At 55.3% G+C, this 21730-nt stretch carries 22 protein-coding genes and 1 tRNA gene; 16 read left to right on the top strand and 7 right to left on the bottom strand.

Features of this window, described 5'->3' with window-relative positions; all coding sequences use genetic code 11:
- Positions 1–56 precede the first annotated feature (56 nt).
- Positions 57–359, top strand: a complete 303-nt coding sequence (gene spoVG / locus HMPREF9623_RS05655) for a septation regulator SpoVG (RefSeq protein WP_009532941.1) — start codon at positions 57–59, stop codon at positions 357–359.
- Positions 360–362: 3 nt separating this feature from the next.
- The gene (locus tag HMPREF9623_RS05650) at positions 363–1355 is read left to right on the top strand and encodes a 3'-5' exonuclease (RefSeq protein WP_009532940.1); all 993 of its coding nucleotides are present in this window, start codon (positions 363–365) and stop codon (positions 1353–1355) included.
- Here the strand turns inward: HMPREF9623_RS05650 and HMPREF9623_RS05645 are convergent.
- A complete protein-coding gene (locus HMPREF9623_RS05645; protein WP_009532939.1) occupies positions 1352–2827 on the bottom strand; it encodes a D-alanyl-D-alanine carboxypeptidase family protein in 1476 nt (491 codons plus the stop codon). The two genes, HMPREF9623_RS05650 and HMPREF9623_RS05645, sit on opposite strands and share 4 nt — an antisense overlap.
- A gap of 113 nt (positions 2828–2940) precedes the next feature.
- Positions 2941–3993, bottom strand: coding sequence for an SH3 domain-containing protein (locus HMPREF9623_RS10875; protein WP_009532938.1), 1053 nt, complete (start codon positions 3991–3993; stop codon positions 2941–2943).
- Between the two features lie 136 nt (positions 3994–4129).
- Between HMPREF9623_RS10875 and HMPREF9623_RS05635 the strand changes: the two genes are divergently transcribed.
- The 3 genes from HMPREF9623_RS05635 to HMPREF9623_RS05625 all read left to right on the top strand — a co-directional run bounded on the left by HMPREF9623_RS05635 (position 4130) and on the right by HMPREF9623_RS05625 (position 6266).
- Positions 4130–5437, top strand: a complete 1308-nt coding sequence (locus HMPREF9623_RS05635; RefSeq protein ID WP_009532937.1) for a M18 family aminopeptidase — start codon at positions 4130–4132, stop codon at positions 5435–5437.
- A 20-nt stretch (positions 5438–5457) separates the two neighbouring features.
- On the top strand, positions 5458–6120 hold the full coding sequence (gene trmB, locus HMPREF9623_RS05630) for a tRNA (guanosine(46)-N7)-methyltransferase TrmB (RefSeq protein ID WP_009532936.1): 663 nt from the start codon (positions 5458–5460) through the stop codon (positions 6118–6120).
- Positions 6121–6193: 73 nt separating this feature from the next.
- Positions 6194–6266: transfer RNA gene (locus tag HMPREF9623_RS05625), tRNA-Lys, on the top strand.
- A 111-nt stretch (positions 6267–6377) separates the two neighbouring features.
- Here the strand turns inward: HMPREF9623_RS05625 and HMPREF9623_RS05620 are convergent.
- The gene (locus HMPREF9623_RS05620) at positions 6378–6863 is read right to left on the bottom strand and encodes a hypothetical protein (RefSeq protein ID WP_009532935.1); all 486 of its coding nucleotides are present in this window, start codon (positions 6861–6863) and stop codon (positions 6378–6380) included.
- A gap of 143 nt (positions 6864–7006) precedes the next feature.
- On the opposite strand from HMPREF9623_RS05620, the gene HMPREF9623_RS05615 reads away from it, so the two are divergent.
- Positions 7007–8308: an ATP-binding protein gene (locus HMPREF9623_RS05615; protein WP_009532934.1), complete on the top strand. Its 1302-nt coding sequence runs from the start codon at positions 7007–7009 to the stop codon at positions 8306–8308.
- Positions 8309–8804: 496 nt separating this feature from the next.
- Here HMPREF9623_RS05615 and HMPREF9623_RS05605 read toward each other — a convergent pair whose 3' ends face one another.
- Positions 8805–9479 carry a Crp/Fnr family transcriptional regulator gene (locus HMPREF9623_RS05605; protein ID WP_009532933.1) on the bottom strand — a complete coding sequence of 225 codons (675 nt, stop codon included), beginning with the start codon at positions 9477–9479 and terminating at the stop codon, positions 8805–8807.
- Positions 9480–9482: 3 nt separating this feature from the next.
- Positions 9483–10193, bottom strand: a complete 711-nt coding sequence (locus tag HMPREF9623_RS05600; protein WP_009532932.1) for a CPBP family intramembrane glutamic endopeptidase — start codon at positions 10191–10193, stop codon at positions 9483–9485.
- Positions 10194–10344: 151 nt separating this feature from the next.
- Between HMPREF9623_RS05600 and HMPREF9623_RS05595 the strand changes: the two genes are divergently transcribed.
- From HMPREF9623_RS05595 to HMPREF9623_RS05550, 10 genes are all read left to right on the top strand, one after another.
- Positions 10345–11004 carry a cupin domain-containing protein gene (locus HMPREF9623_RS05595; RefSeq protein ID WP_009532931.1) on the top strand — a complete coding sequence of 220 codons (660 nt, stop codon included), beginning with the start codon at positions 10345–10347 and terminating at the stop codon, positions 11002–11004.
- 112 nt (positions 11005–11116) lie between these two features.
- Positions 11117–12421: an MATE family efflux transporter gene (locus HMPREF9623_RS05590; RefSeq protein ID WP_009532930.1), complete on the top strand. Its 1305-nt coding sequence runs from the start codon at positions 11117–11119 to the stop codon at positions 12419–12421.
- The gene (locus HMPREF9623_RS05585; protein WP_009532929.1) at positions 12418–13599 is read left to right on the top strand and encodes a M20 metallopeptidase family protein; all 1182 of its coding nucleotides are present in this window, start codon (positions 12418–12420) and stop codon (positions 13597–13599) included. The genes HMPREF9623_RS05590 and HMPREF9623_RS05585 overlap by 4 nt, the downstream gene beginning before the upstream one ends.
- A gap of 83 nt (positions 13600–13682) precedes the next feature.
- Positions 13683–14240, top strand: a complete 558-nt coding sequence (locus HMPREF9623_RS05580; protein WP_009532928.1) for a YcxB family protein — start codon at positions 13683–13685, stop codon at positions 14238–14240.
- Between the two features lie 18 nt (positions 14241–14258).
- On the top strand, positions 14259–14780 hold the full coding sequence (locus HMPREF9623_RS05575; RefSeq protein ID WP_009532927.1) for a nitroreductase family protein: 522 nt from the start codon (positions 14259–14261) through the stop codon (positions 14778–14780).
- A gap of 2 nt (positions 14781–14782) precedes the next feature.
- The gene (locus HMPREF9623_RS05570; protein ID WP_009532926.1) at positions 14783–15637 is read left to right on the top strand and encodes a carbon-nitrogen hydrolase family protein; all 855 of its coding nucleotides are present in this window, start codon (positions 14783–14785) and stop codon (positions 15635–15637) included.
- Positions 15638–15648: 11 nt separating this feature from the next.
- The gene (locus HMPREF9623_RS05565; protein WP_009532925.1) at positions 15649–16314 is read left to right on the top strand and encodes a nitroreductase family protein; all 666 of its coding nucleotides are present in this window, start codon (positions 15649–15651) and stop codon (positions 16312–16314) included.
- A 108-nt stretch (positions 16315–16422) separates the two neighbouring features.
- A complete protein-coding gene (locus HMPREF9623_RS05560; protein ID WP_009532924.1) occupies positions 16423–17667 on the top strand; it encodes a M14 family zinc carboxypeptidase in 1245 nt (414 codons plus the stop codon).
- Between the two features lie 162 nt (positions 17668–17829).
- Positions 17830–18711 carry a YitT family protein gene (locus HMPREF9623_RS05555; protein ID WP_009532923.1) on the top strand — a complete coding sequence of 294 codons (882 nt, stop codon included), beginning with the start codon at positions 17830–17832 and terminating at the stop codon, positions 18709–18711.
- Entirely contained in the window at positions 18711–19361 is a 651-nt protein-coding gene (locus HMPREF9623_RS05550) for a trimeric intracellular cation channel family protein (RefSeq protein ID WP_009532922.1), read from the top strand. Before HMPREF9623_RS05555 ends, HMPREF9623_RS05550 begins: the two co-directional genes overlap by 1 nt.
- 202 nt (positions 19362–19563) lie before the next feature.
- Here HMPREF9623_RS05550 and ilvN read toward each other — a convergent pair whose 3' ends face one another.
- Positions 19564–20037, bottom strand: coding sequence for an acetolactate synthase small subunit (ilvN, locus tag HMPREF9623_RS05545; RefSeq protein WP_009532921.1), 474 nt, complete (start codon positions 20035–20037; stop codon positions 19564–19566).
- 11 nt (positions 20038–20048) lie between these two features.
- Complete coding sequence (gene ilvB / locus HMPREF9623_RS05540) at positions 20049–21671, bottom strand: biosynthetic-type acetolactate synthase large subunit (protein ID WP_009532920.1); 1623 nt, start codon at positions 21669–21671, stop codon at positions 20049–20051.
- Positions 21672–21730: the final 59 nt, after the last annotated feature.

Below are 21730 nucleotides of genomic sequence, written 5' to 3'. Positions count from 1 at the left end.
GCCCGGGTTGATCACCCTATCGCCATCCACATCCATGCTGTATCGGAGGAGGCGCTATGCAGATTACAGATGTTCGTATCAGAAAGATTCAAAAGGCCGGATCTATGAAGGCAGTGGCATCCATCACACTAGACAACGAGTTTGTGATTCACGACATCAAGGTGATACAGGGGGATCGGGGCCTATTTATTGCAATGCCGAGTCGTCTTTCCAGAGACGGCGGATACAGGGACATTGCGCATCCTATCAATTCGACGACGCGCGACAGAATGCAGCGGAAGATTTTAGAGCAGTACGAGGAGCTTCCGGAGGACATGATTGAGAGTGTCGAGGAAATGGTGGGCAGCGGAGAAATTTAATTCATGGCAATAAGCTATATTGTTTTTGATTTGGAATGGAATCAAAGCCCCAGAGGGAAGGTCGGGAAGTTACCTGACCTTCCCTCTGAGATTATAGAGGTGGGCGCAGTGAAGCTGGACGAGAACCTGGAGACAGTCTCTGAGTTCTCTCGCTTCGTGCGCCCTTTTATTTATAAGAAGCTGGATTACCGTGTGCGCGCGCTCACAAATATCCAGACCGGGCAGCTTCAAAAAGAGGGCAAGGCATTTGCGCAGGTGATGCGAGAATTTTTTCACTGGTGCGGGATGGACAGCGGCGAAGAAGTCATCTTTTGCAGCTGGGGTAACATGGACCTTTTGGAGTTACAGCGCAATTTACATTTTTTCCATATCCGGAATCCCTTTTCCTATCCGCTTTTCTACTACGATGTGCAAAAGCTGTACGGAAGATGTTTTCCGGATGCAGAAAAAAAGGCAACGGCGCTCGCGACAGCTGTGGAGGCGTTGGGACTTGAGGAGGAAGGAGCCTTCCATCGCGCAATTGAGGATGCGCGCTATACGGCGAAGGTGCTTCAGCAGCTTCCCTTTGAGGCGTTGAAGGTATACCGCTCCCTCGATTACTATCATTTGCCTGCGAACGAGGATGAGGAGCTCTATATCGATTTCCCGGACTATGCCAAGTATGTGTCGCGAATTTTCCCGGACCGGGACAGCGCGATCCATGACAAGACAGTTACCGACATGCTCTGCTACCGCTGCCATCGCATGCTGAAAAAAAAGCTGCGCTGGTTTTCGGCGAACCAGCGCAGTTATTATTGCATTGCCGTCTGCCCGGAACACGGTTTGCTCCGCGGAAAGCTTAAAATACGACGGGCAGAGGGAATGCAGGTGTATTGTATCAAGACGACCAAGTTTGTGAATCAGGAGACGGCAGAGCGAATCGCGCAACTGCAACAGACTCTTCGGGAAAAGCAGAATCTCAAGAACCGCAAACTGCCGCACAGGCGGAATCCTTAGCGGCGCCGGAAGAGCCGGGAGAAAAAGCCGGGTCTGCGTCTGCGGCGGGGGAGCGAACTGTTACCGAGATAGCGGTCTAAAGACGAAGCACTGTCCGAGAGCTCCTTTGGTCCGTTGAAACTCTCACGGTCTGCGACGCGGTTCATGCTGCGAGAAAAGGCGAGGTCTGCGGCCGCTCGCTGCCGTCTGTGCCGGCGCAGGGCAAAGAGAAGAAGCAGGAGCAGGAGAACAAGACCGCCGATGGCCGCTGCGAGCGGGAGCGGCAGACTCGTGAGACGATAGCGCAGTCGACGGAGTGCCTTGGCATTGGAGGAAGTCGAGACTTTATTGCCGGAGTCCGGCAGGGTGGCGCAGAGCCAGACAGAGCCGACGGTCCGCTCTCCGTAGAGATAGCGGATTTGTGCGACGGCATTCTCGGGTGCGTCGGACGGGAGTTCATAGCTCAGCGTGCTGGTCGTATCCGAGAGCTGCGCGGTCTTCGGGAGTGTTATGGTCTTGCCGCCCGACAGGGAGAGCAAGGTCTTGTGGCGGCCGACAAGATCGAGATCGGTCTGCGGTTTTTCATAGTGATTATCGGTGCCCTCCGGATTGACGGCTTTAAAATTAGCAAAGCCGAAGTCCAGGAGTTTTTTTGTGTCACTGTAATGTGTGAGATGACCGTTCAGAATTACGGTAATCAGCTTTAGATTGTCGCGCTCGGCACAGGTCACGAGCGTGTTGCCGGCAGTCATGGTATAGCCTGTCTTGCCGCCGATGATGCCGGAATAATAGAGACCCGAACTCTTCTTTAACATTTTGTGTCCGCAGTAGATGGTAAAGGGTTCGGCGTTTGCGCTGTTCGGTGGAAGTTCGTAATACGTGGTTGAGTCAAACTCGACAAAAGTCGGATTTTTGAACGCTGCCATCGCAATCAGAGAATAGTCATAGGCAGTCGTGTAATGATTTTCGTCATTCAGGCCGGATGGATTCGTAAAGTGTGATTCTTTACAGCCGAGAGAGGCCGCCTTCTCATTCATCAGGCGGGCAAAGGCCTCGCGACTTCCCGCGCAGTGCTCGGCGAGCGCGTTGGCCACTTCGTTGGCCGAGCGGAGCAGGAGCGCGTAGAGTGCCTCGCGGACGGTGATTTTGTCGCCGACGCCGTAACCTGCGCTGGTAGAACCGCTCTCGACATTGTGAACTGCGTCATAGGAGAAGGTGATGGTATCATCCAGTTTGCAGCGCTCAATGACAATGAGGGCAGTCAGGATTTTTGTGATGCTCGCGGGATAGTAGCGCTGGTGAATATTCTTTCCGTAGAGGACAGTGCCGGAATCGGCATCCACCAGAATGCCGCCTTCCGCTTCAATCAGGACATCCTGCGGCCAGGCGGGCTCGGCAAAACTCTCGGAAGGCTGCAGAGCAGTAAAGCAAATACAACATGCAAGAAACAGCGCGAGTGCGCGGGCTTTGATATGTGAAAAAACGGTAGTCAATCAGACCTCCTCTCTGTCCGGTACCTACTTTCGTCTGAACCAAGGTCCTTAAAAGGAAAATGCCATCTCTGCGTAAGCGCGGGATGGCATTTTGAACGTACAAACACGTTTACTTAGCGGGAACTGCGTTTGGTTGTGCTGCTCTTGGCAGTGCTACTTTTTGCTGCGCTGCTTTTTTCGGTACTGCTTTTTGTCGTGCTGCTCTTTGCGGCACTGCTCTGCGCTTTTTGCGCACTGGTTTCATTTGCCGCGGTGGTGCCGGAAGCGGTGCTGCCGAGGGCGGGTTCGGTTTCGGCGGCACTGCTCTGCGAGGAGCTCTTGGTTGCGGAAGCGCTGCCGCGCTCAGCCGGGTTGACCTCGGAGGCAGTCACATACTGGCTTGCCACATAGGCGTGGGTGCCGTTGTAATTGATGACCGTCCACTGGTCATTGTATTTTTCGACGAAGTCGAGGACAGTGCCGGCCGGCAAGGTCGTGAGCAACTTGCCGCCGGTAGAGGGCGTCTCACGCACATTCAGCGAAGAGCTGGTTGTATAGACAGTGATTGCGGACGGTGCGACAGCACTGGTGGTCTCGGCCTCCGTGGTGAGTTCCGCTGCTGCGCTGCTCTCGCTGCTCACGGCTTCCGTTGTGGTAACGGGCTCCGAAGCCTTGCGATGTCCAGCAAAACTCCGCACGAGGAAAATCAGAAACAGAAGAATTACCAGCGGGAGACCGAACTTTACATAGGGCGGCAGTTGATTGAGTGTGCCGCCGGATACCTTTCGGCGAGCGCTACGCCGTGCCGGGCTGCCGTTGCGATGCATGGTCTGTGACTGGAGCATCTGCTGATAGGCGTAGACTGCCTGACTCAGAAGCCGATAAGATTCGTTTGCACTGAAGGTATCATTGTAGCCTTGAACGGCAGCCAGTTCACCGAATTTATAAATTTTGAAAAACTCACCGCAGACTTCTTTGGAAATAATGCCACCAAGATAAAGACTCTCAACCATCTGCTCGGGATCGCTATCCGAAATATTGTTGCGACGGCAAAGACTCCGAACCAGGAATTCCAGAGTTTGGCGTGAACAAATCATTGCTTGGGTATAGTCCTTTTGGGAAATCAGGCTCTCTGTTGTACTGAGCCCTTCTTCAATGAGTTCCCGAACAGTTCTTCTATCTGCCATGCCGGCCTCCTTTGTTGAACTTATCTGTATTATACAGGAAAAAAGACAGCTTTGCACCTTATTTGCGTGAGAGATGGTATGATAGAGAAGATACAGGCTTTGTGACAACGTTTGCGATATAAGAGGAGAGAGAAGAATGAAGCGTGAAATCGAAGCATTGTTAGGATTGATTCAGGAGAGCCCCACGGCATTTCAGGCCGTGGCGGCGCTGAAACGCCGCCTGCTGGCGGCAGAATATACGGAGTTGAGAGAAGCAGAGCCCTGGACGCTTTGCCGGAGCGGCAAGTATTTTACGACAAGAAACGGCTCGGCACTGATTGCGTTCCGGCTTCCCGCGGGCGAGACGGACAGCTTCCAGATTATTGCGAGTCACAGCGATTCTCCTTCTTTTAAAATCAAAGAGAATCCGGATATGGAAGTCGAAGGGCACTATGTCAAATTGAATGTGGAGCGCTACGGCGGCATGCTCTGCGCACCCTGGTTTGACCGGCCGCTTTCGGTCGCGGGCCGCATTGCCGTGCAGCAGGGAAATGAGATCCGGACGGAGCTGGTCTGCATTGACCGCGATCTCCTGATGATTCCGAATCTGGCGATTCACATGAACCACGAGGCCAACAAGGGATATGAGTACAATGCACAGCGCGACATGTTGCCGCTCTGGCGCGACGGCAACTCAAAAAAGAAATTTATGGACTGCATTGCGGAGGAAGCCGGTGTACGACCGGAACAGATTGTCGGCGCGGATTTGTTTCTCTATAATCGCATGCCGGGGACGGTCTGGGGCGAGGGAGATTGCTACTTCTCGGCACCGCGGCTCGATGACCTCGAGTGCGCCGCGGCTTCCATGGAAGGCTTTCTCGCAGCTGAAGAGAGCCTGGGGACACCGGTTTTTGCGCTGTTTGACAATGAGGAGGTCGGAAGCGGCACCAAGCAGGGCGCGGCGTCTACCTTCCTGACGGATGTGCTGCTGCGCCTCTTCCTCGAACAGGGAAAGAGCCGGGCGGATTATCTCCGCGCAATCGCAAACAGTTTTATGATTTCGGCGGACAACGCACATGCCGTGCATCCGAATTATGCGGATAAGCACGATCCGAGCAATCGCGTTTATATGAACAGCGGTGTCGTGGTGAAGCACAGCGCGAACCAGCATTATACGACCGATGCGGTAAGCGATGCGGTGTTCCGCTATCTCGCGGCCAAGGCGGGGGTTTCGTTGCAACACTTCCACAACCGCTCGGATGTTGCGGGGGGCTCTACGCTCGGCAATATCTCGGGCAATCAGGTTGCGCTGGCCACAGTCGACATCGGCCTCGCACAGCTTGCGATGCATTCGCCCTATGAGACGGCGGGCTGCTCGGACTATCTGGACTTTATCAGGATTGCACGCTGCTTTTACGGCCTGCGCACGGAGGCGCGGGACGGGGGCTTTGCTTTCTCAGAATAAAAAGATTGGAGACAGAATCAATGCGGCTTAGACACATTCCCGGTAGTGAAGACTTTGTACGGGAGGCGGCTTCGGTCGTCAATGCGCCCGAGCGATACAGAGGAAACTGGAGCACATTTTTCCGGAAGGAGGCGCCGCTTGCGCTGGAAATCGGCATGGGAAAGGGCCGGTTTTTGCGTGAGCTCTCGGCCAGAGAACCGGAGCGGAATTTCCTCGGACTGGAGCGTTACGCTTCCGTGCTGCAAAAGGCCATTGAGCGGAAGGAGCGGGAAGAAAGAGAGCAGGGGAAAAGAGAGAGAGAGAATCTCTATTTTCTCTGGGAGGATGCAAAGCGCCTCACCGAAATTTTTGCGCCCGGCGAAGTTGCGCGCATTTACCTGAATTTCTCCGATCCCTGGCCGAAGGCTGGACACGCGATGCGTCGTCTGACTTCCTCGGAATTTCTGAAACTCTACGATGCGGTGCTGGCACCCGAGGGAGAGCTTTGGTTTAAGACCGACAATGACGGCCTGTTCGAGTGGTCGCTCGAAGAGATTCCGGCGGCGGGATGGGTGTTACAAGATGTGACGCGAGACCTGCACCGGGATGTGCTCGCGGAGGAGAATGTGATGACCGAGTATGAGGAGAAATTTTCCGCGCGGGGGCAGAAGATTTCCCGGCTGATTGCGACGCGAAAAAAATAAAAAAACTTGTTGACAGAAAGACTGATAGCAAGTAGAATACTGTTTGTGTCACGGAGATGCGACACAAACAAAAGCGCCTTTAGCTCAGTTGGTAGAGCAGTAGACTCTTAATCTATTTGTCCAGGGTTCGAGTCCCTGAAGGCGCACGAGAAGTCCTGACTTGGCAGACTGCGAGCTGCTGGGATAGGGCTTTTTTTGTTGCTTCGGACGAAAAGAAAACCGCGGAATGCTGTCTTGCATCCCGCGGTTTCGTGTTTTCAGGCGTTGGCGGCAGAACAGGCTGCCTTTTCGCGTCCTATGGCTTCGACCAGACGATCGACATAGGAGACCCAGTCGTAATAGTCGGCGGCCTCCAGCCAGAAAGTGGCATAACTCCGCTCGCAGCTGTCAATGTCGTCCTGAATTTCCTGCAGACGGCGATGTAAAAAGGCGAGGCTCTCGGGGTCGGCGCTGACTGCCTCGAGTGCTTCGAGCCCCGCGAGCGCGTGGCGGCTGTTTTTCAGCGCGGACAGGTCTTTTTCGCCCTGCATTCTGTCGTAAAACTCCGAGAGTGCGAGTACCGCGAGGTCGTAGTCCTCGGTGTTCGCAGCGCCTTCCGGGTCAAGCAGCTTTTCACTGCGGAGCAGCGCGATGATATCTGCGAGTTTCAGGCTCTGCTTTCCTGCGGCGAGCTTTTCGCCGATGCGATCCAGGAGCAGCAGCCCCTCATCCGATTCCAATGCGTGAAATCCCCAACATGCCATGGTTTTGTCCTCTTTTCTTTCCGTGTGCGCTATGTGCGGCACAGCAAACTCTACATATCTTCTCCACTATTATACACGTGTGGGCGCTCTTTCCAAGCGAAAGTTTCGGCGGTATACTGAGCGGAAACAAAAGGAGGATTGCGATGGACGTATTGGTCTCGAATTTATTGATGTACGGCAAGACGGCGGAGCAGGGAGTGCTCGCGACGCTCGCTGCGCTGGAGGGGGAGCGGAAACGGGGGGAGACCTTGACTGCGGAACACAGACAGCGCGCTTATCGCGCCGTGCGGGAACTGTTGGAACTTGCGACGGAATATGGCTTCGACGAGAATCTGTGGCAAAATTATTTGAGTTATCTGCTCATGATGGATGAAAATCCGTTTACACTGACGGCGGAGAAGACCGGCGCGGGCAAGGGCAGTGTGAATACCTTTGTGGAGCAGGATTTTCATATTTTTCGCGCGCTGTTTTACTATGACTTTCAGCCGCTCGAGACCGCACTCGGCATGAACTGTTTCTCGGTGCTGACAAACTATCGGGCTTTGCCGAAGCCTGCCGTGCGCTGTTATCGGGCGGTCAGTGAGAAGGTGAAGGTGCTGAGCCGGAAGCTTGCGGCTGCGGAGAGCGACGCCGCCTTTTTTGCGACGATGAGTGATTTTTACCGCGCCTACGGCGTGGGTAAGTTCGGCCTCAACGCAGCTTTCCGTCTCGAAGACGATGAGACGAAGGGGACCTTATTAAAGGCCATCCGCAACATGGATGCCGTGCAATTCTCGGATCTGATCGGCTACGAGACGCAGAAGGAAGAGCTCCGGAAAAATACGGAAGCTTTTCTTCGCGGGCAGAGAGCCAACAATGTGCTGCTTTACGGCGACAGCGGCACGGGAAAGTCGACGAGCATCAAGGCGGTTGTGAACGAGTATTACAAAGACGGTCTCCGCATGATAGAGATCTACAAGTATCAGTTCCGGCGGCTCTCCGAGGTGCTCGCGGAAATCAAGAACAGAAATTATCGCTTCATCATCTATATGGATGATCTGTCTTTCGAGGAAAATGAGTCGGAGTATAAGTTCTTAAAGGCAGTCATTGAAGGCGGCGTAGAGACCCGTCCGGACAATGTGTTGATTTACGCGACTTCGAACCGGCGACATTTGATCCGGGAGAGCTGGAGAGACCGGAATGATGTGGAGCAGGATGCGGACATTCATCACTCCGACACGATGGAGGAAAAGCTCTCGCTCGCGAACCGCTTCGGTCTCTCGATCGGGTACTACAAACCGGCGCGCCGGGCCTATCACGAGATTGTACTGGCGCTCGCCGAGCGCCACGGCATAACGCTTGCGGAGGAAGAGCTGCTGCGGCGCGCAGACCAGTTTGAATTGCGGCACGGCGGGGTGTCGGGACGTACGGCCCAGCAGTTTATCAATGCGGAGCTCGGAAACTGAGATTACCATATGCGTTGCGGAGACATATAAAAGCTCTCGCCGTAGAAAAGGCGGAGAGTTTCATTCCGACCCGGGGGATGCAAGGCTTTTCTCTGCATACATCTTCCCGGAAACAGTATGGCCGGAGGGGAATTTCTTGAAACAGGCTGGTTGTCTTTTTTGTGACGGACCTTGTATCGAATGCAGGAAGAATAAGTCCGGATCCGACGGTGGCGCAAAAACAGTTGCAAATCCGGTCACAGACGCAGGCGGAAAGTTCCATCCTGACATGGGGGGTGATAAGACAAAAGAGGATAATCACCGCTCCAAAGTTTGATATTGCGGGAAAGCGTCCACAGATTTTGAAGGCAGGACAACAGGTAATACCAACGGATGGAAGGAAATCTTCATCTCGATATGGGATGATGTATGCGGAAAGAAAAAGCGGTTCCGGCGCTGCGTGAGGCAGGCGCCGGAACCGCTTTTTTGCAAGCTGTACGGAGAAGAAAAGCCGGATTCAGTCGAGGAAATCCGGATCCAGAATGACAATCTCCTTGCCATCCATTGCGATGATGCCCTCTTCCTGCATGCGGGACAGCTCTCTGGAGAGCGCGCTGCGGTCCGCGTAGAGAAAGCTCGCGAGCTCGGTTTTAGAGAGCGGGAGTTTCCGGATGCCGTTTTTCTGCTTGGGCAGGGTCGTGAAGTAGAGCTTTAATTTGTCGCGCAGTTTTTTTTGCCCGAGAATGCGAATTTTCTGTGTGAGCAGAAAAGAGCGTCTGGCAAAATAGCCGAGCAGGTTTGCGGCGAGTTGTGTCTCCGCGGCGCTCTGGCGCGCGGCATTCTGCAAGAGGCGCGAGAAGTCCAGAAAGAGCAGGGTACAGTCGGAGACCGCACGGAGATGAATGGGACTGTCGGTGACCTTGGCGCAGAGCATCATGGCGCCAAAGACATTACCGGGTTCAATCCGAGTCACACTGACCAGAGTGGCATTTTCATCGTAAAAGGAAACTTCAAGAACGCCAGAGAGCACCAGTCCGGCGCGTTTGCCGGAATCTCCGATCTGAATCACCGTTTCGTTCTTCGGAAAGAAGTCTTCTTTGGCGGAGAGTGCAGCGAGCAGGTTCTCATAGTCGCTCTCTGCGATGCCGGCAAAGAGCGGGCAGGTTTTCATGACCGGAAAGGCTTTTTTCATGGCTCAGGCTCCTTTGACTGCTTGCAGTAACAGAAGAAGAAGGACCGCGAGCAGATTGTTGACGAAGTGGAGCGCAATCGGAAAAATGATATTTTTCCGCGTCTCATAGAGCCGGCAGAGGAAAAAGGCGAGCGGCAGATAGATAAGTGTGGCAAGCATATCCCGCGGCTTTCCGCTCGTCAGGGCCGCCGCGCCGTGGAGCAGCGAGAAGGTGACCATCGAGACAAGGTAGGCGAGCAGATGGTTCTTTGGATAGAGACGGTTAAAAATGATATTCCGGAAAACCAGTTCCTCGACGACCGGTGCGAATACAACGGCGAGCAAAATCAGGAGCCAGAGATAACCGCCGGCCGCCAGACCGCCGAGCACGTTCTGATTCTGGTTGCTGATATGGAAATGCTGCAACAGGAGATTAATCAGAATATTGCAGAGATAGATGATGAACAGCGCGAGAAACACCACGCGGCAGCTCTTGCCGAAATGCGCGCGGAATTTTTCAAAGTCTTCGCGGAGCACTTTCTTTTTCTGCCAAAAGAAAATCAGGAAGGTGAGCAGTGTACCTGCGCCGTAAGCGCCGTAGTAAACCACGCCATTTCGAAAGAGCGGGATATGTGCGGCGGCGAAGGCGAGAAGGAGTGAGAGCACCAGGGTGTAGAAGACAAAATAGGTGATGAGCAGAAGCACATCACTTTTCCGGGAATTTTGAATTTTCATAGTACCTCCGAGCAAATAGTCTGGTAAAACTATACTGGAAACGGCGAGAAAAGACAAGAGCGCCGGGACGGGGCAAATGAATGAGCGCAGCGAAATCTCCTTGCGAAAGGGTCGGGTATCTGCGATAATAGTTGACGAAAGGAGGAGACTTATGGAGAGAAAGTTTTCGCTTTCAGAGGATCACGCGCCGAAGGCGGGACTCACGATTTCCACGCGGGAAACGGAGAGCGGCAGCGTCGGTGTGACGTATTTTTCACTCGGCCGAAACACGGATATCAGCGCGGAGCGCTATCCGGAGGATGTGCTCTATCTCGGCAACTTCGGGAGCGGCGAATTCCGGCTTCGCAACGCGGTGGAGGAGAAGGAGAGACTTCGCACACTCACAGCGGGGACTGCGATGCTGGTCAGAAAAAATACGCTCTGCGGCGTGCGAACGGAAGAGGGATTCATTTATACGGAAGTGATTCCGGGAAAGGATATTACTATGAACGAACAGGTCAAGGCAGGTGAGGTATTTCGGCTCAGCGATTTGCTTTCCTATGAAAAGGGGAGCGTCGTCAATATGGATGTCGCATCCAATCCGAACATGAAGTTTGTCGTCATGGCGTTTGATGCGGGCACGGGGCTCTCGGAGCACAGCGCGCCCGGAGATGCGCTGATTTTTGCGCTGGAGGGCGAAGGTGAGATTGTCTATGAGGGCACGCCGCACAGCCTGAAGGCGGGTGACCAGTTCCGCATGGCAAAGGGCGGACGGCACAGCGTAAAGGCAAACGGACAGTTTAAGATGGCGCTGCTGCTCACGCTGGCGTGAGCACGGTGAAAGGCAACAAGAGGCGGAACTCTTTCGGGGGTTCCGCCTCTTGACTTTTGCGCGTCGGTTCTTTTAGTATAACGATAAAGAACATAAGTAAACTGGGGGAAGTATGAGTCGCGAAAGGGAATTTCTGGAGTACGTTTTGTCAAGTATGCTCGCCATGATAGGACAGTCGATTTATATTCTGGCAGATACCTATTTTGTTGCCAAAGGACTTGGCGCCAACGGCCTTGCCGCGCTCAACCTGGCCATACCGATTTATAATTTTATCAACAGCGTCGGCCTGATGATCGGCATCGGCGGCGCGGCGCGCTTCATTATATCCCGCACGGTCGGAGACGCCGAGCGCTCCAGACGGATTTATACGACAGCGGCGATTTCCGGTGTACTGGCCGGACTCTGTTTTTCTCTGCTCGGTCTTTTCTTTGTGGATCCTCTGACCGTGCTTCTCGGCGCGAAGGCGGAGACCTATGAGATGACAAAGATTTATCTCCGCATGGTGCTGCTCTTTGCCCCGGCGTTTATCTCGAATTCGATTTTTTCGGCTTTTGTCAAGAACGACGGAGGTCCCAAACTTGCGATGCTCGGCATGATTGCGGGCAGTGTCTTTAATACGATTTTTGACTATATTTTTATTTTTCCGATGGGACTCGGTATTTTCGGCGCGGTGCTCGCGACGGTCTTTTCGCCTGTCATGGGTATTCTGGTGCTCTCGTTGCATCTGATCCGGAAAAAGAGCAGTTTCTATCCGGTCAAGCGGGGCTATCGTTTCGAAGAACTGCGGCGCATGCTTTCGCTCGGCGTTTCCTCGCTGATCAGTGAGATTACGACCGGCATCGTGATGATTGTCTTCAATATCATCATTCTGCGCCTCGCGGGCAATGCCGGGGTTGCGGCCTACGGCGTCCTGGCAAACATCATCCTCGTTGTGATTGCGGTTTACAACGGCATTGCACAGGGATCCCAGCCGCTATTCGGGCGCTTTTTCGCGTCGCACGACACAGAAAAGTTGCATCTCACCTATCGCGACGCCTTGATTGCGGTCGGACTTGCCTCGGCTGTCTTCTATGTCGCAATGATGGGCTTCCCCGCACAGATTACGGCGCTCTTTAATCACGAGAACAATGCGGAGATGCAGCGGCTCGCCGTGGAGGGCTTCCGCCTTTACTTTACGAGTTGTGTGTTTCTCGGGTTTAACTTATTGACCATTATGTACTTCGTGTCGACGGCGCGGGACAAGCAGGCGCAGGTTTTATCGCTGCTCCGCGGAATTGTCCTGGTGCTGCCGTTCTTGTTGCTCTTCTCCGCACTCTTTGGCATGACCGGCGTCTGGATTGCGATGCCGGCGGCAGAGATTGTGGTCACGGGCATAGGTATCCGTATGCTGCGGGGAAAGGAAAGGAAGGCGGCATGACAAAGCGGGAAGAAGAAATTGCTGCGCGGGTGGCGCAACACAGAGACGAACTCACGGCGCTGCGGCGGGAATTCCACGCGCATCCGGAAATCTCCTGGAAGGAGTCAGGTACCCAGGAAAAAATCATGACCTATCTGCAGGCACTCGGCCTCACGGCGGAGCGCGCGGTCGGTACGGGAGTTCTGTCGTATCTTCGCGGCGGAAAGAGCAAGGGGGCCTTGCTCGGCATGCGGGCCGATATGGACGCGCTGCCGGTACAGGAAGAGACCGGCCTGCCGTTTGCCTCGGAAGTGCCGGGGGTGATGCATGCCTGCGGGCACGACAGCCATCTCGCGATGCTCCTAGTGGCGGCGCGTGTGCTCACGGAGCTGCGGGAGGAACTTCCGGTCGATATTCTCTTCATTTTTCAGCCGGCGGAGGAAGAAATCCGGAACAGCGGCGCGGAGCGGATGAAGGACCACCCGCTGGTGCGCCGCTGCGACCGGCTGATCGGTCTCCATATCTGGGGAGACATGGAAGCCGGAACGGCGACCCTTGAGAGCGGTCCCGTGATGGCGGCTTCGGATACTTTCCGAGTAGAGATTCGCGGCAGAGGCGGACACGGCGCGGCGCCGCAGCGCGCAATCGATCCGATTCCGGCGGGGTGCCTGTTCGTGGAGGAACTGCAGCGTGCGCTCGCGCGGGAATTCGACCCGCAGACCGCGGCGTTGCTCGGCGTAACTTCGTTTCAGGCGGGACAGAGCGCCAATGTGATTCCGGATCGGGCGGTGCTGCTCGGAACCGGCCGCAGCTTTGACACAGAGGTCAGAGAGCGCTTCCCGGCACTTTTACAGCGGATTGCGCGCGGCATCGGCGAGAGCACGGGGACAGAGATCAGCGTCCGTTATGAGCCGGGACCGCCGCCGCTCATCAACGATGCAGCCTGCACCGAGACCGCGCGCCGTGCGACGGCCTCTATCTTTGGCGATCGATTGCGGTCGGGCGGTGTCCGCATGAGCGGCGAGGACTTCGCAAAATATGAGAATCCGAAGTGTTTTCTGGCACTCGGCGGCGGGAGTGAGGACGCAGAAAAGCGCTATCCGAATCACAGCCCGCGGTTTCAAATCGAGGAAAGCGCCCTTGCGTCCGGCGTCCGTTTTTTTGTCAATTATGCCTTTTGTTATGGCGAGGAGCTTTGACGGGGAATTCATCAAAAATTCATGGAATTTTGCGGAGAACCGTAGCAAAATAAGAGCAGCATAACAACAAGAGGAAAAATACGATGGACGAACAGAGAGAGCGCGGTGTGCGCTACGAGACGGAGACCGTGTTTACGGAGGAGGCTGTGCGGGGCTTATTTCGCGCACAGTTCCTTTTATTTGAAAAATTGCGCATCTGGAGCCGGGTTGCGATGGGGGCGGTGCTGACTGCCTTCGGGTTCAGCCCTGTGTTCGGGACACCGCAGCGGGTGCTCTGTATTGCACTCGGGGTCTGGCTGCTGCTTGGCTGGAATACCGTCGCAAAGGCACGGGCGGACGCCGTCTTAAAACAGCGCGGCGATGCCGAGGGGCATGTCATTTACCGCTTTGCGGAGGAAGAAATTCAAATTGAGGACAGCGGATCCTGGAGATACGAGGAGCTTCTGCGCCTCGCAAAGGACGCACAGCGCTTTTACCTGTTCCGCAACCCGCAGACCGCGGTCGTTGTCGACATGGGAGCGTTGCAACCGGCGGATGCGGCCGGGTTTGCGGCGTGGATCGAGCGGAAAAGCGGCAAGAAGTTCCGCGCACTCGGTGCGGGATTTCCGCTGTTCTGGAACCGGAAGAAGAAGGCTTCCTGAGGAAGGAGAAGATTCACGATGGATAAGATGAATTTTTTGGAATTTGCGCGCGAACGCTATTCCTGCAGAAAACTGACGGGGGCACCGGTGGCGGCGGAGAAACTGGAGCGCATTCTGGAGGCAGCGCGCATTGCGCCGACCGCACACAATGAGCAGCCGTTCCGCGTATTTCTGCTCGAGAGTCCGGAGGCGGTGGAGAAGGTACATGAGATAACCCCCTGCATTTTCGGGGCCGACTGCTTTTTGATGGTGGCGGCTGTTCCGGGCGAGGCCTGGGTGCGCGAGTTTGATCAAACGAACTTTGCAACGGTTGACGCGAGCATTGTGGCGACGCATATCATGCTTGCCATCGAGGCGGAGGGACTCGGCACGACCTGGGTAGGGTATTTTGACGCACCGCGCGCGAAAGAGCTCTTCCCTGTGATGGCGCCGTACGAACTGATTGCGCTCTTCCCGATCGGAGAAAAGGCGGCGGAGGCACATCCGGCGCATCTGCATGAGAAGAGAAAGCCGATTGCGGATCTCGTGGAGCGTTTTTAACAATGCGGCACACCTTTGCGATTGCCCAGATGACGGTGGCCGAACAGGTGACCGATAATGTTAAAAAAATGGAAGCGATGATGCGGGAGGCGCAGGAACGCTTCCGGGCGGAGCTGATTCTGTTCCCGGAGACCTGCATGGCGGAGTTTTCACGCGGGATGACGCGGGAGCTGCGCGCGGAGACAGCGGAAGCATTGGACGGGCCTTTTGTCAGCGCCGTGCGGGAACTCGCCGCCCGGTTTTCAATCTGGACAGTCTTTGGCTTCTACGAGCGCGCAGAGACGGCGGACAGCGAAAACCGCAGCTATAACAGCGCGCTGATTCTGGATGACAGGGGAGAGATTCGCGGTCATTACCGGAAGACGCATCTCTATGACGCCTTCGGGTACCGGGAGTCGGATGACTATCTGCGCGGCGAGCAGCTGTTCCGTCCGATTGACAGTCCCTTCGGGAAGCTGGGACTCTTTGTCTGCTATGAGCTCCGTTTCCCGGAAGTCGCGCGGGTCGCGCGGGCCGGCGGCGCCGAAATCCTGCTGATGCCCTCGGCCTGGGTCAAGGGCGACTTAAAGAGCGAACACTTCCGCACGCTGCTCAAGGCGCGCGCCGTTGAGAATACCTGCTATCTGCTCGCGGCAAATCAGTACAGTAAAATCCGCATGGGAGAGAGCGCAGCCATAGACCCGATGGGCGTTGTGACGGCGAGCGCGGGTGAGGGAGAGACGGTATTTCCGGTCTACTTGGACAGCGAGCGGCTTCGCGAGGTGCGCGAAAAGCTCCCGAGTTTTGAGGACAGACGGGAAGAACTCTACGGAAGCTTATCAAGCAATACGATGAACCGGTGTCAAAGCGAAATTTGAGGAAATGCGATATGACGATTTGGGAAGCAATCGAAGAGCGGCACACAGTGCGGCAGTTTACGGATGAGGCGGTTGAAGAGGAAGCGCTGGAAGCACTGCAAGAGCGTATCCGGGCGCTGAATGCGGAATTCGGTCTGAAGCTTAGCCTGCATGCCAACGAAGAGCTGCAGCTCTGGCCGGGTATGACGCTGTTTTTCTCGAGCGGTGTCGAGAACTTTATTCTGCTCGCCGGACCCCACGGCAGCAAGGCGGCCGAGCGGGTCGGCTACTGCGGTGCGAACCTTTTGCTGCTGGCACAGCAGGAGGGTATTAACACCTGGTGGATCGGCGGCACCTACAGCATGAAGAAGGTGGAGGGAGAGGCCGGCGGCGAGCTCTACGGCGTGATTGCGTTCGGCTACGGCAAAGAGGAAGGAAAGCCGCACCGCTCCAAGGACGCGATGCGCGTGAGCCGCTATGAGGGCAGCGAACCGGAGTGGTTTTCGCGCGGCGTAGAGGCCGCACTGCTCGCGCCGACGGCGATGAACAAGCAGGCCTTTATGATTACAGGCAAGGATGCTGTGGTGCAAGTCAGTTATAAGGCGGGCGCTTTTTCGGATGTGGACCGCGGTATTATCAAGTATTTCTTTGAGCAGGGCGCGGGCAAGGAGAATTTCCGCTTCGCGGATGCGGAATAAAACTAAGATTCTTAACAAAATCGTCGGTATTTTGTAACGCCTCCCTGTCGTATAATCAAGATAGTTTGCAAATTCGCGCAGCGATGCGCTTTGATGACGGAGGTAGAGATGAAGAGAGAACAGCGGATGCGACTGTGGGCGGCAGCGCTCTCGGTTTGCATGGCGGCAGGAATGGCACAGCCCGCGATGGCCGGTGTTGTGAAAAAGAGTGCAGCGCAGACGAGCGGCAGCGCGGCGAATAATACGGCGGAGGCAGCGACGGCGCAGACCGACTTCTACTTTGCGGGGCAGGAGATGTATACCTACCAGCGTCTGGAGGCGGATATGCAGCTCCTCAAATCAAAGTATGAGGGTGTCACGACGGATTCAATCGGAAAAACGGTAGACGGCAGAAACATCTACCGCATTGTGATCGGCAATCCGAACGCGGAGAAGAAGGTGCTGGTGCTCGCGGCAATCCATGCGCGCGAGTATATCACGACGCCGCTCGTGATGCGGCAGGTGCGGGAGATGCTGGATCGGAAGGCGAGTGGAGAGACTGCGCTGAACGATGTCTGCATCCAGTTTGTGCCGATGGCGAACCCGGACGGCGTGCAGATTTCCCAGCGCGCATTGGACGGCCTGAACAATGCAAATTCCAAGCAGACCGTACAGCGTGTCATTGAGAGCTGGGCGGACTGGGGTCTCCTGGAGAACAAGGACAAGTACAACTGGTATTTGAACAAGTGGAAGAACAATGTGAACGGCGTCGACCTGAATCACAATTTCCCGACCAAGGGTTGGGCACAGCTAAACGATAACCGCGGCAAGGCGTCCTCGGAGTTCTACAAGGGACCGTCGGCCGCTTCGGAGCCGGAGACCCAGGCAATCATAAAGCTCGTGAACGAGCAGAAGTTCAGCGAGGTCATCAATTACCACGCGCAGGGACAGATTATCTACTGGTCGCAGATGCATGCCTCCAAGGAGGTGCAGGCCAAGGACAAGGCGATGGCGGTGATTGCGGCGCGCCGCACCGGCTATGCGCTGGTGGATCCGGCTGCGGACGGCTCCCGCTACGGCGCAGGCTTTAAGGACTGGCTCGACTGGGAGAAAGGCATTCCGAACATCACCCTCGAGGTGGGACTCGGTGTCTCGCCGGTTCCGGAGAACCAGATTGAGAAAATCTGGCAACAGAATCAGGGCCTGCTTCCGGAACTCGTCAACGCACTGCTCGGCCGTAGCGGCGAGAGCATTTCGAACGGCACGTCGACAGCCGCCGCGGGCAATACGGCGCAAGACAGCGGCGTGCACTATGTCTCGCCGAAGGGCAGCGGCGATGCGAACGAGAGTCTCACACCGCCCGGTGCCGAGTGATATCAGAAAGATAAATGACGTATCACAGCGAAAAGACACCCCATTTTCCGAACAGTTCTGTTAAACTGTTCGGAAAATGGGGTGCTTTTTTTCGCGCTTGTCTCTTTTGGACAAAGCGTTATAATAAAGAAGCACGAAAAATGAAGAACAGGACGGTTTTTTATGGAAAAATTGCGGAAAATGCTGGGGGGAATGGAATATAAGGAGAAATTAATCGGTCTCCTGCAAATCATTGTAGGCAATGTAGGCTATGCGCTTGTCGTACAGCTTTTTATTTTGCCCATGGATCTCCTCACCAGCGGAACCACGGGTATTTCCCTCGTGTTACACAAGATTACGGGACTTCCGGTGCCGCCGCTCCTGCTCGCACTGAACATATTTACTTTGTTGCTCGGCTTCATCTTCATCGGCAAGGGCTTCGGCATGTCGACCATTCTAAGCTCCTTCATCAGCCCGATTGCGCTGGAGTTCTGGAGTCACGCGCTGAAAGGTGTGGTGCTCACCCAGGATCTCATGCTGAATGCGATTTTTGCGGGACTCGGAACCGGACTTACGCTCAGCATTGTGCTCCGCGCGGGCTCTTCGACCGGCGGTATGGATGTAATTCCGATTATGGCAAAGAAGTATTTGAGCCTGCCGCTCGGCGCCGGCTTCATCATCACGGATATGATTACGCTGCTCTCGCAGGGACTTCTCTTCTCCTGGGAGCGCGTGCTCTTCGGTCTGATTTGTGTCATTGTGACTTCCATCTCGATCGATAAGATGACGCTGATCGGAACCACACGCACCGAAGTCAAGATTATCAGTGAGAAGCCGGAGGAAGTGAAGAACGCCATACTCAAGGAGATGGGACGCGGCGTGACCATGCTGCATGCGGACCGCGGATACACGAAGCGGCCCACCCAGGTGGTGCTCTCGGTCATCTACAACCGCGAGTTGCCGCAGATTATTCGCATTGCGCACGAGATTGATCCGGCCTGCTTCCTGATTGTAGGACGTATTTCGGAGGTTCACGGTGAGGGCTTTAGCCGCGGGGTAAAATAATGGTATTCTCAGTCATCGGTTTTATGGATTTACTCGGTACCATTGCGTTTGCGATTTCCGGCGCGCTGGTCGGCGTGAAGCGGGACATGGACATTTTCGGCGTCAACATTCTCGCGGTCATCACGGCCTGCGGCGGCGGTATGACGCGCGACATTGTGATCGGCAAAGAGCCGCCGGTCATGTTTGTGAATCCGATTTATGTGTTGATTGCGGTGATTACGGCGAACATCGTTTTTCTGTATCTCTATACGAATCGCCGTCTGCCGGGCTCGAAGAAGGCGCTGAATGCGTTGCTTTTCTGGTGTGACACCCTGGGCCTTGCGGCCTTCACGGTGGACGGTGTCTTTGCCGGCATTAACATCGGCATGAACCGACTGTTTCTCTGCACCTTCCTCGGAACGGTGACGGGAGTCGGCGGCGGTGCGATTCGCGATATCTTCGCAAACCAGATGCCCGAGATATTCTGGAAAAATATTTATGCGATGGCCTCGGTGCCGGGAGCCATTCTGACGGTTCTCGCCTGGCGGATGCTCGGCTCGGAAAACAAGGCTGCGCTGATCGGCAGTCTCTGCGTGATTCTGGTGCGTTGCATTGCCGTGCACTATGACTGGAACCTGCCCAAGGTGCCGAAGCGCAGCGGCCAAGTCTGAGACAGAAAAAGGAGCTGTGAAGAATGTTTCTTCACAGCTCCTTTTTTCTTCGGCCAAGCGGACGAAAAGAGTTAGCGGCACCGTTTTCCTGCATTTCATAAAAAGCCCGTTACAAGAAAGACAGATTACATGCTTCATGACTTTTTCCTCCAAACATACTGTTTCAAGGAAGATGTAAGCAGAGAAAAGCCTTGTATATTCTTCAGTCCTTGCTCACGCAGATACTGCCGGTGCGTTGAATCTCGAGAATGCCGTAATTTCGCACGAGTTCAATGAAATTCAGAATGGCCTCGGGCTCGGCGGTCAGCTGAATGACCATGGTCTTCTGTGAGAAGTGGACCACTTTCGCGTCGGTCACGGAGCAGAGCTCTATGAGGGAGGCGCGCGTGGTCACGGAGTGCGCGACCTTGATTAGCATCATCTCTTTTAAGATGGAGCTGCTCTCTTCGAGCCGCCGCACTTTGATCACATCGATCTTTTTGTTCAGGTGCTTTTCGACCTGGTCGAGGGTCCGGCTGTCGCCGCTCGAGACAATGGTCATACTGGATACATCGTGCTGTTCGGTCTCGCCGACCGCGAGGCTGTCAATGTTGAAGCCGCGGCGCGCAAAGAGACCCGCAATCTGCGAGAGCACGCCGTCGCGGTTCTCGACCAGCACAGAAAAAATTCCTTTCATAGGGCTCCTCCTCACTGGGTATTGTTCTCGCTGTCCACATCGCAGACCATGAGTGCGGCTGTCTCGCAGGCGAGGAAGGCATCCAGCGATTCTCCGAGCGCAGCGTTGTTGTCACAGTGGAAGTAGGCCATATCATAGGCAGCGGCGATATGCGAATAGCGGGGGTAGTCAAAGAGCTCGACTGCCTCATAGCGGCGGCTGTAGGTTTTCGCTTGATATTCGCGGACCAGTCCGAGGAAGCGGTTCTTCATGATCAGAATTTTGACCGGGAGTTTTTGGACGGCGATGGTGCCGAGCTCATAGAGGGACATCTGGAAGGAGCCGTCACCGCAGACCGCGACGACCTGGCGCTCCGGTGCGGCAAACTTTGCACCGATGGCCGCCGGAATCGAATAGCCCATGGTGCCCATGCCGCCGCTCGTCAGGAAGCGACCGCGCTTCATCACATAGTTGTCGGCAGACCAGAGCTGATTCTGACCGACATCCGCCACATAGATCGCATCGTCCTCCATTTTTTCGGAGAGCAGTTTCACGAGTTCCACCGGGTTTACTAGTTTGTCACTGAAGCGGCGCAGATCCACGGTGCTGTGCTTCTTTTCCTCGAGTTCCCGGAGCCACTCGCTCGTATCAATCGTGATGGGCGCCTCGGCGAGGGCTGCAAAAACAATCTTCGCATCGCCGACCAGCGGAATCGTGGGACCTAAGTTCTTGCCGATTTCCGCGGTGTCAATGTCAATGTGGATGATGTTGACGCGTTGCTCCAGATTTTCAGGCTTTGGGACAGCGCGGTCCGCGATGCGCGCGCCGACGATAATCAGGAGGTCGCTCGCGGCAACGGCGCGGTTTGCATACGGTTTTCCGTTGTTGCCGAGCATGCCGAAGTAGAGCGGGTGATTTTTCGGCAGTACGCCTATGCCCATCATCGTGTGGACGAGCGGAATCCGGTACTTTTCGCAGAAGGCGCGGAGTCCCGCTTCGCCCTGGCCGAGAATCACGCCGCCGCCCGCGCAGACCAGCGGTTTTTTCGCCTTCTGAATCGCGGCAATCACGCGGGACAGCTGGAGGCTGTTGCCTTTGACGTTCGGCTTATAGCCGCGCATCGTGAGCTGTTCGGGATAGGCGAAAGGTTTTTTCAGCGTCTGCATCTGGACATCAATCGGAATATCAATGAGCACGGGCCCCTTGCGGCCGGAATTCGCGATGTAGAAGGCCTCTTTGAAGACGCGCGGAATCTCGTCGGCATTTTTGACGAGATAGGAGTATTTGACAAAAGACTCGGTCGCGCCGCGCATATCGGCCTCCTGAAACACATCGCGTCCGAGGAGAGAGGAGTTGACCTGTCCCGTGATGGCAATGAGCGGGATGGAATCCGCGTAGGCGGTCGCGAGAGCCGTGATTAAATTGGTCGCGCCCGGGCCGGAAGAGCTCACGCAGACCGCCGGGCGACCGGTGATGCGCGCATAGCCGCTCGCGGCGTGGCCTGCGGCCTGCTCCTGGCGTACCAGAATATGTTCAATCGATGCGTCCTGAAAGACGGCATCCAAAAAGGGTGAAATTGCGACACCCGGATAACCAAAAATGCGGGAGATGCCTTCCGCGGTCAGGCATTTGACCATTGCCTCTGCACCGTTCATCAGCTTCGCCTCCTTATTCCGTTGAAAATGAAAGTAGAAAGTATGATAGCATAAAGAGA

This window comes from Stomatobaculum longum, assembly GCA_000242235.1.
GTDB classification, from domain to species: Bacteria; Bacillota; Clostridia; order Lachnospirales; family Lachnospiraceae; genus Moryella; species Moryella longum.
This window is presented reverse-complemented; position numbering and strand designations above follow the sequence as displayed.